Below are 14,771 nucleotides of genomic sequence, written 5' to 3'. Positions count from 1 at the left end.
GCGTGGATAGACGCGATTTTTCTTGGACGAGGAATCTACCTGTCTGATTTTGCATGTCAGGAATCATGCCTGCCGCGACGTCATATTCCTTGCGGGAGCACATCATGTTGCGTCGCACCTGCTTGAAACAGATTGCCGCGGGTTCGCTCGGCATGCTTTCATTGCCTGGAATGGGTGTTCCGGCCCCAAAGCACGGGATCCCGATCCTGCTCTATCATCGGCTTGGGTCAAGCGTCGCCGACAGCATGACAATACGCACACCGGTTTTCGAAGCGCACCTGAATCTGCTGGATTCCCGCGGATACGCAATTATGCCGCTGGACCAGCTGGTGCAATCCCTGCAGCAGGGAATCACATCGTTGCCAAAAAAGACCGTTTCCCTCTGCGCGGATGACGGTCATCGTTCGGTGTTTGACATCATGCTGCCGCTGGTCCGCCAGCGCGGAATCCACATGACAGCATTCATTTACCCGTCGGCGATTTCCAACGCGCCGTATGCGATGACTTGGGCTCAACTGCAGGCACTGCAGCAAAGCGGATGCTTCGATATCCAGTCCCATAGCTATTGGCATCCGAATTTCAACCATGAAAAAGCGAAACTGTCTGCCCAGGCATATCATGATTTCGTGCGTTGGCAACTGTCCCAGTCACGGCAACGGCTGCAATCTGAACTCAAGGCGCCGGTGTCGATGCTGGCCTGGCCCTTTGGCATTTATAACGAGGAACTTGCTGCGGTCGCGCAAGAAACCGGATACGCTGCAGCATTCACGTTGTCGCCCAGGCCAGTCATGCCGGGCGACGAATTATTTTCCCTGCCCCGTTTCCTGATGGTGGACGACGGCGGCACGCATCAGCTCGAACGCATTCTCCTGGCCGGCAGCACCGCTGCGGAAACCGCTTTGCCTGGTAAACTAGGAACACGATGAGCCGCCCCATTTCCCGCATCTTGTGCATATTATCTTACTGGCTCCTTATCCTCATTTATGCCGGCGCCGGTTTGGCGCATGCCATGGAAGGCATCGTGGTGGATGCGAAAACCCAGGCTCCGATAGCAGGCGCCGTTGTGAGAGTCGCCGGCGAAGAAATCAAGACGGATGAGAAAGGCCACTTTCAGATCGCCGCCGCACCTGGATCGGCCAGCGTGCGTGCCCCGGGTTATCTGAGAAGCACCTACTCCAACGCCAATGGCATCGACGAAAAAAACACGATAGCATTAACCCCCTTTAGACCGAAGGCCTTGTATTTATCGGTTTATGGAATTGGCGATAAAACACTACGCGAGAATGCGCTGGAGCTGATCAGCAAGACCCAGCTGAATGCATTGGTCATCGACGTCAAGGGCGATCGCGGCTTGATTCCTTTTCCAAGCAATATCGCGCTGGCGCATGAAATCGGGGCGCAGAAAGTCATCACCACACCTGACATGCCGGCATTGCTGGCGCAGCTGCACGTCAAGGGTATCTATCTGATCGCGCGCATTGTCGTATTCAAGGACAATCCTTTAGCGCTTGCTCATCCGGAATTCGCGGTGCGGGACGAGCATGGGCAACCATGGCATGACCGGGAATCGCTTGCTTGGGTTGACCCGTTCACGCCGGCGGTCTGGCAATACAACCTCGACATTGCGGCTGAGGCGGCGCAAATGGGGTTCGATGAAATTCAGTTTGATTATGTGCGCTTTCCCGATGCCAAAGGACTGCAATTCTCGCAACAAAATACCGCAAAGAACCGCGTTGCCGCCGTCACCGGCTTCCTGCAAGCGGCCAAGAAAAGACTTGCCGGCTACAATGTATTTGTCGCTGCCGATATCTTCGGCTATGTTTGCTGGAATGCTGACGATACCGACATCGGCCAGCAACTGGAAGCCCTCGCTCCGGTGTTGGACTATATCTCGCCAATGCTGTATCCGTCGGGATTTTCCTTTGGCATTCCAGGGTGCCCCAATCCGCTCGCAGATACCAAGCAGATCGTCCTTCGCACATTGCAATACGCAATACGACGCACCGGCGTGCCCGCAATCCGCTTCCGGCCGTGGCTGCAGGCCTTCCGCGACTATGCCTTCGACCGCCGCCCATTCGGCGCCAAAGAAATCCGCGCCCAAATCGACGCGGCGGAAGCAGCTGGCGCCGATGGCTGGATGCTGTGGAATCCGCGTAACGAATATACCGATGCCGGCTTGCTGCCATGAGACGGCTACCGGCTATCGCAACCACACTTTCATGCCAGATGCTGGCATTGCTGTTGTCGTGCAGCGTCGCTCGTGCAGAAATGACAGGGACATCTGAGATAACGGATGCCGCCCGCACTTCCATCGCGCAGATCGCCGAGCTGCAGATTGCAAACAAAAATATCCCCGGAGCGGTGATCGTCATCGGCAATCGGTCGCGCATCCTCTATCAGCAACATTTCGGCAATCGGGCGACAGTACCGGATGTAGAAATAATGAGCGACGATACGATATTCGACCTGGCCTCGCTGACCAAGGTGGTTGCCACCACCACGGCGATACTGCAGCTCGCTGAACAGGGCCGTATCGACTTGGACGCCCCGGTTGCGCGATATTGGCCGGCGTTCGGCGCGCACGGCAAAGCATATATCACCGTCAGGGAGTTGTTAAGTCACACATCGGGCTTGGCGCCGGATCTCAATCTTTCCGATGATTGGCAAGGCAAGCAGGCTGCCATGCAACGTATCGTCGCCCTGTCGCCGCTCGCTCTGCCTGGTCAGCGCGTCATCTATAGCGACATCAATTTCGAGGTGCTGGGCGTACTGATAGAACGAACATCGCATATGACCCTGGACCGGTATTGCGAGAAATATATATTTGCGCCGCTCGGCATGCACGACACTGCATTTTCACCGCAAATATCCGTACTGGAACGCGTTGCGCCTACCCAAGGCAATCTCCAACACATGTTGCGCGGCCAGGTGCATGATCCCAGCGCAGCCCGGATGGGAGGGATTGCCGGGCATGCCGGCTTGTTCAGCAGCGCTGCAGACCTGGCGCGATTTGCCCGCATGATATTGAATGGCGGAGCACTCGGCGACGTACGCATCCTGCGCCGCGCCACGGTCGCGCGTTTGCTGCTGCCTGACAGTCCGCCCGATGCCGCTCCGTTGCGCGGCCTCGGCTGGGCGCTAGACCGACCTTTGAGCGCGAATCGCGATCAGCTGCCGCCGATCGGCATGCTGTGGCACACTGGATTCACCGGCACCGGCTTGTGGATAGATCCGGTGACGCAACGCTTCGTGATCATCCTCAGCAATCGGGTCCATCCTGACGGACTGGGAGATGCCGCAGCTCTGCGTGAGCAAATATTGGCGGTCGTCTCCAGCGTGAGTTCAGACAGCGCTGTCGCCGATATTGCCCGCATCGCTCCGCAGCTGGCTCCCATACTGGGGCAATTCGCAAGTCCGCTGATCGCCAACGGCTCAACCAGGAGCGGCATCGACGTGCTGGAAGCAGACGGCTTCTCACAATTGGCGGGGCAACGCATCGGCCTGATCACCAACCAGAGCGGCATCGACCACAACGGAAGAAGCACGATAGAAATCCTGCAGCAGGCGCCAGGCGTGCATCTGGCAGCCCTGTTCGCGCTCGAACATGGTCTGTATGGCCGCCAGAACCAGGAATTCTCATCCGGCATGGATCCCGCCACCCGTCTGCCGGTGCACAGCCTGTATGGAACGGTAAAACGGCCGACGCCGTCGATGCTGGCAGGACTGGATCTGCTGGTATGGGACGTGCAGGATGCCGGCGTACGATTTTTCACTTTTGAAACATCGCTTGGCTACGTGCTTGAAGCCGCGGCGCAACAAGGCATCCCGGTGCTGTTGCTGGATCGGCCCAATCCCTTGGGGGCAGATGTGGTGGCAGGCCCCATGCTCGATCCCGGACGTCTTTCCTTCACCGGCTTTTTCCCTTTGCCGGTCCAGCACGGAATGACCATAGGCGAGCTAGGGCGCCTGTTTAATGCGGAAATGCACATCGGCGCCGATTTGCGGATTGTGCCGATGCAAGCCTACGCCCGCCAGACGACGTTCAAGCAAAGCGGCCTGCCATGGATACGCTTGTCACCCAATCTCCGCAGCATGGATCAACTTGCACTCTATCCCGGCGTATCTTTGGTGGAAGGAGCCAATGTCAGTGTCGGACGCGGCACGCCGACACCGTTCCAGCTGATTGGTGCCCCCTGGATAAATGGCCAGCAGCTTGCATCGGAACTCGGCGATGCTACGGATGAGTGGCGTTTCGAGGCGGTGGATTTTGTGCCGACCGAGGATCGATATCGTGGCTTGCTATGTCACGGTGTCAAAATAAAGCCGGTTGACAAACCTTCGGCCGCAGCGCCGTACCTGGGAATCTTGCTGGCTTCGGCCTTGTGGCGTCTGTACCCGCAGCAGTTCCAGCTCGACCAGACTGTGGCGATGATAGGCTCGGCAAAGCTGCTGGACGCCATTCGCGCCGGCGCCGATAAACAACAACTGGCTACCCTATCGCAGGCTGGAATTGCAGAATTCTTGCTGATGCGAGCCCGCTATCTGCTCTATCCGGATGACGCCACTGTCCCGGCATTCTGAAGTCGTCGCTACCGGGCTGATCTGGCTCCGCATTTCGTAGTACCGGGCTTTGGCCCATGCGCCTTTAATTTTTCATTCGCGGTAGCGGGAATGATGACGCCAGCGTCGAACCATGAAATATGCCCCTATCATGCCGCCAAGATGGGCAAAATGAGCGACTCCCGCCTGTGTTCCGGTTACCCCGAAGACCAGCTCGACGCCCGCATACAGCGTCACAAACAGCCATGCCGGCAGTGGTATGGGAGGGAATAGCAAGATAATGATCCGTTTCGGGAAATACATCCCATATGCAAGCAGGACTCCAAATACCCCGCCTGACGCGCCTATCGTCGGATAAATACTGCTGCTGAGCATGGTAACGAGCAACTGCATTCCGCCCGCAGACAGAACACTGCAGAAATAGAGCATGAAGATAGCGCGTCGCCCTAGCAACTGCTCCAACTCTCGGCCAAACATCCACAGGCCAAACATGTTCAGCATCAGATGCAGGATGTCGGCATGCAAAAATGCATAGGTGACGAGTTGCCATGGCATGAAACCCGCATGTAACGGCCACAGCGCCAGTTCGCCGACAAGCACGTCGCTACCCGAGAGTTCCATCAAGAACCCCATGGCATTGGCGAAGATGAGAATTTGTATGGCGGATGGTCTGGTATGCACTGTTTACCTCATTTGCGTCGTGGCCAATCGGTCTCAACTTTAATACTGTCCGGCAAGGGCCTGTTATCAACTAATTTTGGAGTGCGGCCGCGATTGCCAAAGGACCGTTCGATGCTAAATCGTTCTGCAGCAGAGAAACTGATATACATCAAGATTTGATCAAGTTGTTATGTATTTTCCTTGCCGAAGCGCTTGGGTCATAGCACAGTATTCATAGGATGCTTGTCTGTTCCATCAATAAAGGAGCGCGTGGTGCTTATCCACAATGCAGATGTGGCCATCGTTTTTAATCAAATCGCCGATTTGCTTGAAATCAAGGGTGACAACCCTTTTCGCATACGCGCATATCGCAATGCCGCAAGAACGCTGAATGCGCTGGCCTTCAGCGTGCAGACTATGGTGGCGGAAAAAAGCGACCTGACGGAATTACCGGGCATCGGCATCGATTTGGCTGGAAAAATCAGCGAGATAGTGACAACCGGAACCTGCGCCCTGCGCGAGCAGTTGCACCGTCAGTTGCCGCCGTCGATTCATGAGCTGCTGACAGTACCCGGATTGGGCCCCAAGCGCGTCAAGGCGCTGTACCAGCAACGCAATATCCAGACATTGGATCAGCTATTCAACTCTGCTCGCAATGGCCAGATCAGGAACATCCCGGGCTTCGGCATCCGTAGCGAGCAACGCATCCTGGAGGCGATCCGCACACAACAATCAAAAAAGAAACGCTATCGGCTTGATCTGGCGGAATCGGTGGCCAGCGCGCTGTTGAGGTATTTACAGGCGTTACCGGACGTCAAGAAAATCGAGATCGCAGGCAGTTTTCGGCGCCGCCAGGAAACCGTCGGCGACCTGGATATCGTAATCAGTTCGTCTCGCCCAAGCCTGGTGATTCAACAGTTCATCCAGTTTGAAGATGTCACGCAGATTCTGGCGCAGGGAACGACACGCGCTAGCGTCGTCCTGCGCCAAGGCATGCAAGTGGATTTACGGGTTGTGGCCAGCGTGAGTTTTGGCGCTGCATTGTATTATTTCACCGGATCCAAAGCGCACAATATCGCGGTGAGAGTATTAGCCCAGAAGCGCGGATTGAAGATGAACGAATACGGCGTATTCTCCGGTACGCAGCGGATTGCAGCCGAGACAGAGCTTGCTGTGTTCCAGGCCATAGGATTGCCGTATATCGAACCGGAGCTGCGCGAGAATCGCGGTGAAATTGCCGCCGCTCAGGCAGGAAAATTGCCGCAGCTGATTCAGTTAGCGGATCTGACAGGAGATTTGCATGCGCACACCAAAGCCTCGGACGGACGGAACAGCTTGCGTGAAATGGCGATGGAAGCAAAGAAACGTGGCTTGTCTTACCTCGCCATCACCGATCATTCAAGCAGTTTGACCATTGCGCACGGTTTAGATGCTGAAGGCTTGACAAGGCAGATGGATGAAATCGACCAATTGAATGCAGAGCTCGGCATCAAGCTCCTGAAAGGCTGTGAAGTTGAAATCAATGAGGATGGCAGCCTCGATTTGCCAGACAACATTCTTGAGCGCCTGGAGATTGTCGTCGGTGCGGTTCACAGCAAATTCGGCTTGTCCAGAGAACGCCAAACAAAACGTATCTTGCGAGCGATGGATCATCCTTGCTTCACTCTGCTGGCCCACCCGTCAGGACGTTTGATTCTTGAGCGAGAACCGTATGACGTTGACATGCACCAGATCATTCTGCATGCCCGGCAGCGCGGTTGTTTTTTAGAATTGAACGCGCAGCCAAGTCGCCTGGACTTGACCGATACCCACTGCATGATGGCGAAAAATGAAGGCGTCTTGATCAGCGTGAATTCAGATGCCCACAGCATCTTCGATTTTGACGATCTCCGCTTTGGCATTGCTCAGGCCCGACGCGGATGGCTGGAAAAAAAAGACGTGCTGAACACACTGCCAATCAAGCAGTTGCTTTCCGCCATTTCGCGCCCATGACTTCATAAAGGGCGTCTTTTTCCATGATTCAGCAAGGCCGAAATCTCTGCCGCTGAAGCCGCGTCCCCAACGGCGTCAGCGTCAGCCCTGTCTTTATCGGCTTTCGCGTTATGGATTTTTGCCACAGCATTTTGCTGCACTGCAACTGGCACGTTACTCAGTTCAGAAAGGGTTTTATGCAGATCATCGAACGCATCTTGCACAGATCCTCCGCAATTAATAAGCTCAATTCCACGCCGAACCGATGCATCGATTTCGTCCTGATACTCCAGAAGATTTCGTAGATCCCGCAAACTTGTCGTCCCCATTATCGTCTCCCATGGCACTTAAAGGGCAAGGACCAGTGTGACATAAGCAGGAAGACAAGAATGCGCTAAATGGCGCGGCTTTGATCTGTATCAAACCGGCTAACACACATAGAAAATACCCTCTCCAAAAGGAGATAGGATTTTCGTAGCGAGGGAATCCTTGCGGTCCGTTATTCATTAATGATTCCGCAGCCGATGATCGGATAGATCCGGATGAACTGGCAATCAGCTCAGCTTGATCCAAATCAAGCTTGCCAAGGCATTACTCGATATTATTTCCATACGCCCTTCATACCGGTTCACCGCCTTTTATACAAGGAACTTTGATCATGTACACAAAAATTCTAGTTCCGGTTGATGGCAGCCCGACCTCAGATCGCGCCGTCGCGGAAGCGGCAAAACTTGCCGTGACGTGCTCGGCACGCGTGCAATTGCTGCATGTACTCGATATGACAGCTTATGCAAACGGCTTTGAGCAGGCAGCAATCTACTTCGATCAAATACGGCCGCATGCATTAAGGGCAGCCGAAGAATTGCTTGCCAAGGCGCAGGCTAAAATGGCGTTTTCGGGTGTCCCGATTGATACAGAACTGCGCGAGATCACAGGAGGGCGCGTGGCGAACATCATTGTGGAACGTGCCCTAGCGGCGGGCGCCGATCTGATCGTGATGGGCACGCATGGCCGGCGTGGTATCGAACGCATGCTGATGGGCAGCGATGCAGAATTGGTAGCCCGTACTTCTCCTGTACCGGTCTTGCTAGTGAGGCATCCGCCGCATGCCTGAAAAATCCGTTGACGGATAATTGACCGGCATGCCGCAGCGCCGGTTCATTTCAATGAATGCATTATGACCTGCCATGTTACGTCGACTTTCGGATGTATTGAACGAATCCACGATGGGCTTCCTGGCGCTCGCGTCGTTGAGTATTGGAGTCGCCCCGCTCCTGTTTAAGCTGCCGCATGGCATCATACAAAGTTTCAATATTGCAAATTGGTTGATCATCGGACTGTTCGCACTCGAGTACGGTGTGAATTTCATGTTATCTAGCAATCGATATGCATTCGCGCTTGAGCCATGGCACTTGCTGGATGCCGCTATCGTCATTGCTCCGCTACTTTTCTTGATTCCCGCCGCTTCACATGGGGCACGCTCGACGCCGGCGTTGCGTATCCTCCGGCTGTTTCGCATTCTCCTGTTCGGGCCGCGGATTCTGCGCAGCCTGCGACCACCATCCATGCTGTCGCCGATTGCCGTTGCGGATGGCAAATCACAAATTTCCATATTGAGGTCCGATGCTACCGTGCGCAGCAAATGTGGCTGGGATGAGCTACGGAAATGGCTTGCCGCGCCGACAAATGATTGGATTCACGCGTCGAACCTTTCACCGGAACACTTGAAAGCGATTGCCTTAGCATTGGGAGTTTCCCAGATAACGATCGAGACAGCTCTGCTGGAATCGAGTTTCCCGCGCATCGAATCGGGCCCGATCTGGACTGCTTTCACTATTTCGCTCCCCTCTGCCGAGGAAGTTACTCACCGAATACCGGTTTTACTACTGATTTCCGAGAACAGCATACTGTCGCTCTCCCGGCATCCGTTCGATCTGCGGCGACTGCATATGAAGGCCAGCACACTTTCCTGGGGGCCGCGCTGCGTGCTTCACATTATCGGCCAAGTGCTCACCCGGCACGAGGAACTGGCTGGCAGGATGGAACAAATGGTACGCCAACTTGAAGCGCTGCCAGTGATTGAAAGCCCCGAGAGTTTTTTCAGGGAGACCTTTCATCTCAAACGTCTATTGTCAACGGCCAAAGGAGATCTCTGGCGCTTGCGCGGACTGCTCGAGATGCTTGCCGACGGCCGGCGTCAATTGCCCGGGCTCACCCCGGACCAGCGCGCCTCTGTCGTCCCTCTGGCTGAAGAGGCGGAGTATCTTTACGAGACCATCGACAACGCCCGCGAATCCGTACTTTCGCTGATCGAGCTGCATCTCGACATTGCGGCGCACGACACAAACCGCTTTATGCGCTTGCTTGCTATCGTCACAACACTTGCTCTTATCCCGGCAGTTATTGGCGGCTTACTTGGCATGAATCTTGGTGAGGCCCCCTGGTCGGTCACTCTCGGGCAGGTCGCTTTCGGCACGCTGGTATTGACTCTCGGCGTACTTTATACGTTTATGGCTAAGGGATGGTTGCGATAGGGTCGATCATGCGCATTCGGAGGAGAACCTACGCAAGCTCGCCACGCAATTGACTTAGATCAAACGTCCATGGCTTTTCCAATGGCTTAATTTTTCCCATCTGATAATCTTATTAAGAGATATTCCGGGACATTTTCAAACATCCAGCCGCGACATTTTGAGAGGCAGCAATGAATGACGCTCAGGAAATTCGGCTCCATGAACTGGATGCCGACAATGGCGTGAAGATCATCTATTTTGCGGACAAGATGGTCAACAACGGATCCGTCATTGTCATGCTGAGTCCCTCAACGTGGGCTTTTGCATGTTCGCAGACATGGGAAATAGCTAAAGATATTCTTCACTCGATTGGAACAAGCGGTGTCGACAGCATTTTCGAGACGACAAACCTGGCTCTGGAAACCTATATTACGGAGCTGATCGCAGGCATCAGAGACGTGGTCAAGCAACACATCGACGACGAACAAATGCAATTATTCATCGCGGATGTACACTCGTTCTTGCGCTTGATCCGCGAATATAACGCATCGCCTCAGGACAACTTAACCACATTGAAGATGGTGGCCGATAACACGGTGTTTCCGGTCGGCCGGCTGGAAGCGCTGGAACGCAATTTTCCGGTAGCGGCCCAGGCATACTTAGCCGCCGCTCTTCTGCGTCTTACCGCACTTCAGGAATACGCACTGCGCAGTCATGACGCCAAAGATTTCAAGGCTTTCACCGACTTTGCCGCATATGCGGCAAAAACCGGACGTGCGGCAGTTAACGTCTTGCCTGGCATCAACGATGAACGCGTCACAGCAATCGACTTTCAACGCAGCGCCGGCGGCTGCCAAAGTATTGGCGAGAAGCGCGAATGCTGGTGGTTCCACCGTTTTGTGTATACCGTGGACGGCGTCAGGCGTGAGCGTTCTCGCCATTCGACAGACGGGGGCAGCACCGACGCACAATTAAAAAAATCGCTCGAAGAAGAACGTAATCTCGATCTCACTCGTGTACGGGCCGAGCTCAAGGTCAATGTATTGAACCCACTGAATCACACCATCAAGCTTTTGGAAGATATATCAGCACTCAAATTCACTCGCAGCTGATCTTGCCGTTTTCGCCGCTAAGCAAACGCCAACATCTCGCCATTTGGCAAGCCGCACATTTCTTCAAGGAAAGTTCCAAAGTGAACGATGCATCAAAGAATTATGTGCGCTGGTTTTCCACTCTGAGCGCCAGCGACGTCCATCTGGTGGGTGGCAAGAATGCCTCACTGGGGGAAATGGTAAGTGAATTGAAGTCGCAAGGCATCCGGGTGCCGAACGGCTTCGCCATCACTGCGGAAGCATACCGCTACGTGCTTGATCAGGCTGACGCGTGGCCACGCTTGCATGCAGCGCTTGACGGCCTGGACATCAAGGACGTTGATGATCTGGCGCGGCGCGCCCAACAGGCGCGCGACATTGTCTATGGTTCGATGTTGCCGGACGATCTTGCTCGTCAAATTATTGCAGCCTATAGACAACTGGTTGACGAGTATGGGCCGCAACTGACAGTGGCAGTGCGCAGTTCTGCGACGGCCGAAGATTTGCCCACTGCCAGCTTCGCAGGCCAGCATGAAACTTTCCTGAATATTAGCGGAGAAGCAAAATTATTGGATTCGGTGCGGCGTTGTTTTGCCAGCCTGTTTAAAGACAGGGCTATCACGTATAGGGTCGACAATGGCTTCGATCATTTTAGTGTCTACCTGTCGGTTGGCGTGATGAAAATGGTGCGCTCCGACCTCGCGTCCAGCGGAGTGATTTTCACACTCGATACCGAAACCGGCTTTCGCGACGTAGTGTTTGTCACCGGCGCCTACGGCCTGGGTGAAAATGTCGTGCAAGGCACGGTTGATCCGGACGAATTCTATGTGTTCAAGCCGACCTTTCGGCTAGGGCATCGAAGGATTTTGCGCAGAACGCTAGGCAAGAAGGAAAGCAGGATGGTGTATTCGCAGGGCGGCGAACGTGAAACTACACACAATGAAGCAACGCCTGAAGAAGATAGAGAAAAATTTTGCCTGGACGATGCCGAAGTGCTGGCGTTGTCAGAGGCGGCGATCAACATCGAAGACCATTACAGTGCGCAGGCCAAGCGGGCTATGCCTATGGACGTGGAGTGGGCCAAGGACGGCATTGACGGCTGTCTGTATATTGTTCAGGCGCGCCCTGAGACGGTTGCATCGCAAAAAAATCCTGCAACGTTCGACGAGTATAAACTGCAAAACGCGGGCAAGCCTCTTATTGCTGGTCGCGCGGTAGGCGGCAAGGTGGCGTCCGGGAAAGCGCGGCTTATTAGCGACGTGATGCAGCTCAATCTGTTTCAGGCAGGAGAGGTACTGATCGCGGATACGACCATGCCCGACTGGGGCACCGTCATGAAGATAGCGGCGGCCGTGGTGACGAATCGAGGGGGACGCACCTGTCATGCGGCAATCGTGGCACGTGAACTAGGCATCCCTGCTGTCGTCGGTTGCGGAACAGCCACCGATCTGATCAAGACTGGTGACGAAATCACCGTTTCTTGCGCGGAAGGCGACCTTGGCCACATCTACGCCGGTAGTATTCCGTTTAATAAGATCAGCACTGACCTGTCGTCCTTGCAAAAGCCGAAAACCCGTTTGATGGTCAACATCGGCGATCCGGATATCGCGTTCCAGACCAGCTTTCTGCCCTGCGATGGCGTAGGACTGACCCGCATCGAATTTATCGTGGCTGAGCATATCAAGATTCATCCAATGGCCCTGCTTCATCCGGAAAAAATCTCCGATAAAAAAACGCTTGATGCAATCAAATTGCTAACTCGCTGTTTTGCTTCCCCGAGCGACTATTTCGTGCGGCGACTTTCCGAAGGCGTTGGCACTATCGCTGCAGCCTTCTATCCGCGGCCGGTCATTGTGCGCATGTCGGACTTCAAGACCAATGAATATGCCAGCTTGCTGGGCGGTCGTTGCTTCGAAATGCATGAAGAAAATCCGATGCTGGGCTTTCGCGGCGCGTCACGCTATACGCACCCGGCTTATGCGGAAGGCTTTGCTCTTGAGTGCCTGGCCATGAAGAGGGTCCGCCAAGATATGGGATTGAGCAACATCAAATTGATGATTCCGTTTTGCCGTCGAATACAAGAGGCTGAAAACGTGCTGCAGGCCATGGCGAATCACGGTCTGGTACGCGGCGCGGATGGTCTCGAAATTTATGTGATGTGTGAAATTCCGAACAATGTGATTCAGATTGACGCATTTTCCAAACTTTTCGATGGCTTTTCCATCGGATCAAATGACCTTACGCAATTAGTGCTTGGCGTCGATCGCGATTCAGAAATCGTCGCATTCGATTTCGATGAACGCGATGCCGGCGTCAGGGAGATGATCAGACTGGCCGTCGAAGGCGGACAGCGTAATGGCCGCCACGTTGGCATTTGCGGCCAAGCTCCTTCCGACTATCCTGAGGTGGCGCAATATCTGGTGGAGATGGGAATCGATTCGATCAGCCTTAATCCCGACACACTACTCAAGACAAGCAGACAGGTATTGGATGTGGAACGGCGCCTGGGTCGCCCACCGCGTGAAAACAGGTAATAGCATTGCAGCGCAATGCTTCAGTTGCAAATTTCCGGGAGAGAAAAATGAACGAACCGATTTCCATCATGATGCAAAAATTGATCAGCACTGTCGACATGGACGATAGCGTGGAAGAAGTAGAAGCCAAGTTGCGCATCAATAACGTATCGGCGGTTCCTGTCATCGAAGGAAAAACGGGGGCTGTCATCGGCATCATCAGTGCGCGCGACCTGCTGCGATTTCATGCGGAGAAAAGGGACCCTGCGGCATTGCTTGCATGGGAAATATGTTCATATCGGCCGATTGAAGTCAGCTCCGACACTCCCGTCAGCGAGGTCGCCAAGCTCATGGTGACGCACGGAATGCATCATATCGTCGTTACGGACAACAAGCTGGTCAAGGGGATAGTCTCCTCATTCGATTTCGTCAAACGCTTCATTCATGATGACTAGTTTTAACCGAGTCATTCCTGGCGTCCGTGGTGAGCTGCGGTTTGACTTAAATCAATTTCCTCAAATTTTTTGCGGTTGGCATAGATCGAACAAGCAAATCGCATGTACGGGCGCGATTAGGACGCTCATTTGATATATATCAAGAGATGCGGTGGAATATGTTGGAAAATGAATCAAAGTACGGCGTCCGAAAATTGCGCTAACGTTGACTCCACAGCCTGACACGCATCTGACGAAACATTGCTGGGGAATATCTATCAGGAGACGACAATGACAATGCTAAAAGAAGAGTATCAACGCAGAAAAGGACAACGTCTCCTATACATGATCGAATACGACCAAGGAGAATACTTTATTCTGCGCGACGGCATACTCAAAAAATCCGTCCCTGACGCCATCGTGATGGGAATAGCGCCACATGAGGCGACACCGGAACTAATGCTGCGCACCGCGATAGCGGATATCGAGGAGCTTATCGGTATGGATGAGTAGCAGCTTGGCATTTTAAATAAAATGCCATAGTGTCATTGATTATCAGAGTTCTTTTGCAAGCGAGAAGCCGTGAGCCAAATAAATTGACCGGCATCATCGGCGTTTTCTCTTGGTAGCGCGTTTTTCCGGGATAAATACGATTATCAAAAAAGGGGTTGAGCCATGCAATGCGTGACAACAATAAAATTTACCAATCTCGAACGTTCTGCCGCGCTTGAAACCCAAGCCCGCAAAGAGATTCAGCAGCTTGAGCATCTCTTTCCGAAATTGCAGAGTTGTGACGTGACGTTTGATCTACCGCACAAACATCAGCACCATGGGGTCAAATACGAAGTGCGACTCCACGCCGCCATGTTCGGAGTTGATTTCATCGTAGATCATCAGTCCAACGAAGATGCATATATTGCGCTTCGCGATGCCTTCTTCGCGGCTCGCAGGAAGCTGCATGATTTCGAAGAAAATCAACGTAGCAAAAAAATAACGAATCCCCTCAGTAAATGACCGCTGTTGCTTGCC

The 14,771-nt window shown here is 53.8% G+C and carries 13 protein-coding genes; 11 read left to right on the top strand and 2 right to left on the bottom strand.

The window, feature by feature from the left end; all coding sequences use genetic code 11:
• Window positions 1-104 precede the first annotated feature (104 nt).
• The 3 genes from BLV81_RS17950 (at window position 105) to BLV81_RS17940 (ending at window position 4,581) form a co-directional block, all read left to right on the top strand.
• Window positions 105-926, top strand: a complete 822-nt coding sequence (locus tag BLV81_RS17950; RefSeq protein ID WP_176992882.1) for a polysaccharide deacetylase family protein — start codon at window positions 105-107, stop codon at window positions 924-926.
• An 83-nt stretch (window positions 927-1,009) separates the two neighbouring features.
• Window positions 1,010-2,188 carry a putative glycoside hydrolase gene (locus BLV81_RS17945; protein WP_218134293.1) on the top strand — a complete coding sequence of 393 codons (1,179 nt, stop codon included), beginning with the start codon at window positions 1,010-1,012 and terminating at the stop codon, window positions 2,186-2,188.
• An 80-nt stretch (window positions 2,189-2,268) separates the two neighbouring features.
• A complete protein-coding gene (locus BLV81_RS17940; protein ID WP_218134292.1) occupies window positions 2,269-4,581 on the top strand; it encodes a serine hydrolase in 2,313 nt (770 codons plus the stop codon).
• A gap of 72 nt (window positions 4,582-4,653) precedes the next feature.
• Here the strand turns inward: BLV81_RS17940 and BLV81_RS17935 are convergent, their stop codons facing one another.
• Window positions 4,654-5,193, bottom strand: coding sequence for a rhomboid family intramembrane serine protease (locus BLV81_RS17935; RefSeq protein WP_092358762.1), 540 nt, complete (start codon window positions 5,191-5,193; stop codon window positions 4,654-4,656).
• A 300-nt stretch (window positions 5,194-5,493) separates the two neighbouring features.
• Here BLV81_RS17935 and polX point away from each other — a divergent pair, with 300 nt between their 5' ends.
• Complete coding sequence (polX, locus tag BLV81_RS17930) at window positions 5,494-7,212, top strand: DNA polymerase/3'-5' exonuclease PolX (RefSeq protein ID WP_092358760.1); 1,719 nt, start codon at window positions 5,494-5,496, stop codon at window positions 7,210-7,212.
• Window positions 7,213-7,214: 2 nt separating this feature from the next.
• On the opposite strand, the gene BLV81_RS17925 is transcribed toward polX, so the two are convergent.
• A complete protein-coding gene (locus BLV81_RS17925; protein ID WP_092358758.1) occupies window positions 7,215-7,520 on the bottom strand; it encodes a hypothetical protein in 306 nt (101 codons plus the stop codon).
• A 329-nt stretch (window positions 7,521-7,849) separates the two neighbouring features.
• On the opposite strand from BLV81_RS17925, the gene BLV81_RS17920 reads away from it, so the two are divergent.
• The 7 genes from BLV81_RS17920 to BLV81_RS17890 all read left to right on the top strand — a co-directional run bounded on the left by BLV81_RS17920 (window position 7,850) and on the right by BLV81_RS17890 (window position 14,756).
• A complete protein-coding gene (locus BLV81_RS17920; protein WP_092358756.1) occupies window positions 7,850-8,305 on the top strand; it encodes a universal stress protein in 456 nt (151 codons plus the stop codon).
• 73 nt (window positions 8,306-8,378) lie between these two features.
• A complete protein-coding gene (locus tag BLV81_RS17915; RefSeq protein ID WP_092358754.1) occupies window positions 8,379-9,725 on the top strand; it encodes a CorA family divalent cation transporter in 1,347 nt (448 codons plus the stop codon).
• A 170-nt stretch (window positions 9,726-9,895) separates the two neighbouring features.
• Complete coding sequence (locus BLV81_RS17910) at window positions 9,896-10,816, top strand: hypothetical protein (protein WP_092358752.1); 921 nt, start codon at window positions 9,896-9,898, stop codon at window positions 10,814-10,816.
• Window positions 10,817-10,920: 104 nt separating this feature from the next.
• On the top strand, window positions 10,921-13,329 hold the full coding sequence (gene ppsA, locus BLV81_RS17905; RefSeq protein ID WP_255365335.1) for a phosphoenolpyruvate synthase: 2,409 nt from the start codon (window positions 10,921-10,923) through the stop codon (window positions 13,327-13,329).
• 47 nt (window positions 13,330-13,376) lie between these two features.
• Window positions 13,377-13,763 (top strand): CBS domain-containing protein, encoded by a 387-nt coding sequence (locus tag BLV81_RS17900; protein WP_092358750.1) that lies wholly within the window; start codon window positions 13,377-13,379, stop codon window positions 13,761-13,763.
• Window positions 13,764-14,033: 270 nt separating this feature from the next.
• The gene (locus BLV81_RS17895; RefSeq protein WP_092358748.1) at window positions 14,034-14,255 is read left to right on the top strand and encodes a hypothetical protein; all 222 of its coding nucleotides are present in this window, start codon (window positions 14,034-14,036) and stop codon (window positions 14,253-14,255) included.
• A gap of 162 nt (window positions 14,256-14,417) precedes the next feature.
• Window positions 14,418-14,756: an HPF/RaiA family ribosome-associated protein gene (locus tag BLV81_RS17890; protein WP_092358746.1), complete on the top strand. Its 339-nt coding sequence runs from the start codon at window positions 14,418-14,420 to the stop codon at window positions 14,754-14,756.
• Window positions 14,757-14,771 lie beyond the last annotated feature (15 nt).

Source organism: Collimonas sp. OK242 (assembly GCF_900107095.1).
Classification (GTDB): Bacteria; Pseudomonadota; Gammaproteobacteria; order Burkholderiales; family Burkholderiaceae_D; genus Collimonas.
The sequence above is the reverse complement of the archived record's forward strand: the minus strand, read 5'-3'. Positions and strand labels throughout refer to the sequence as shown.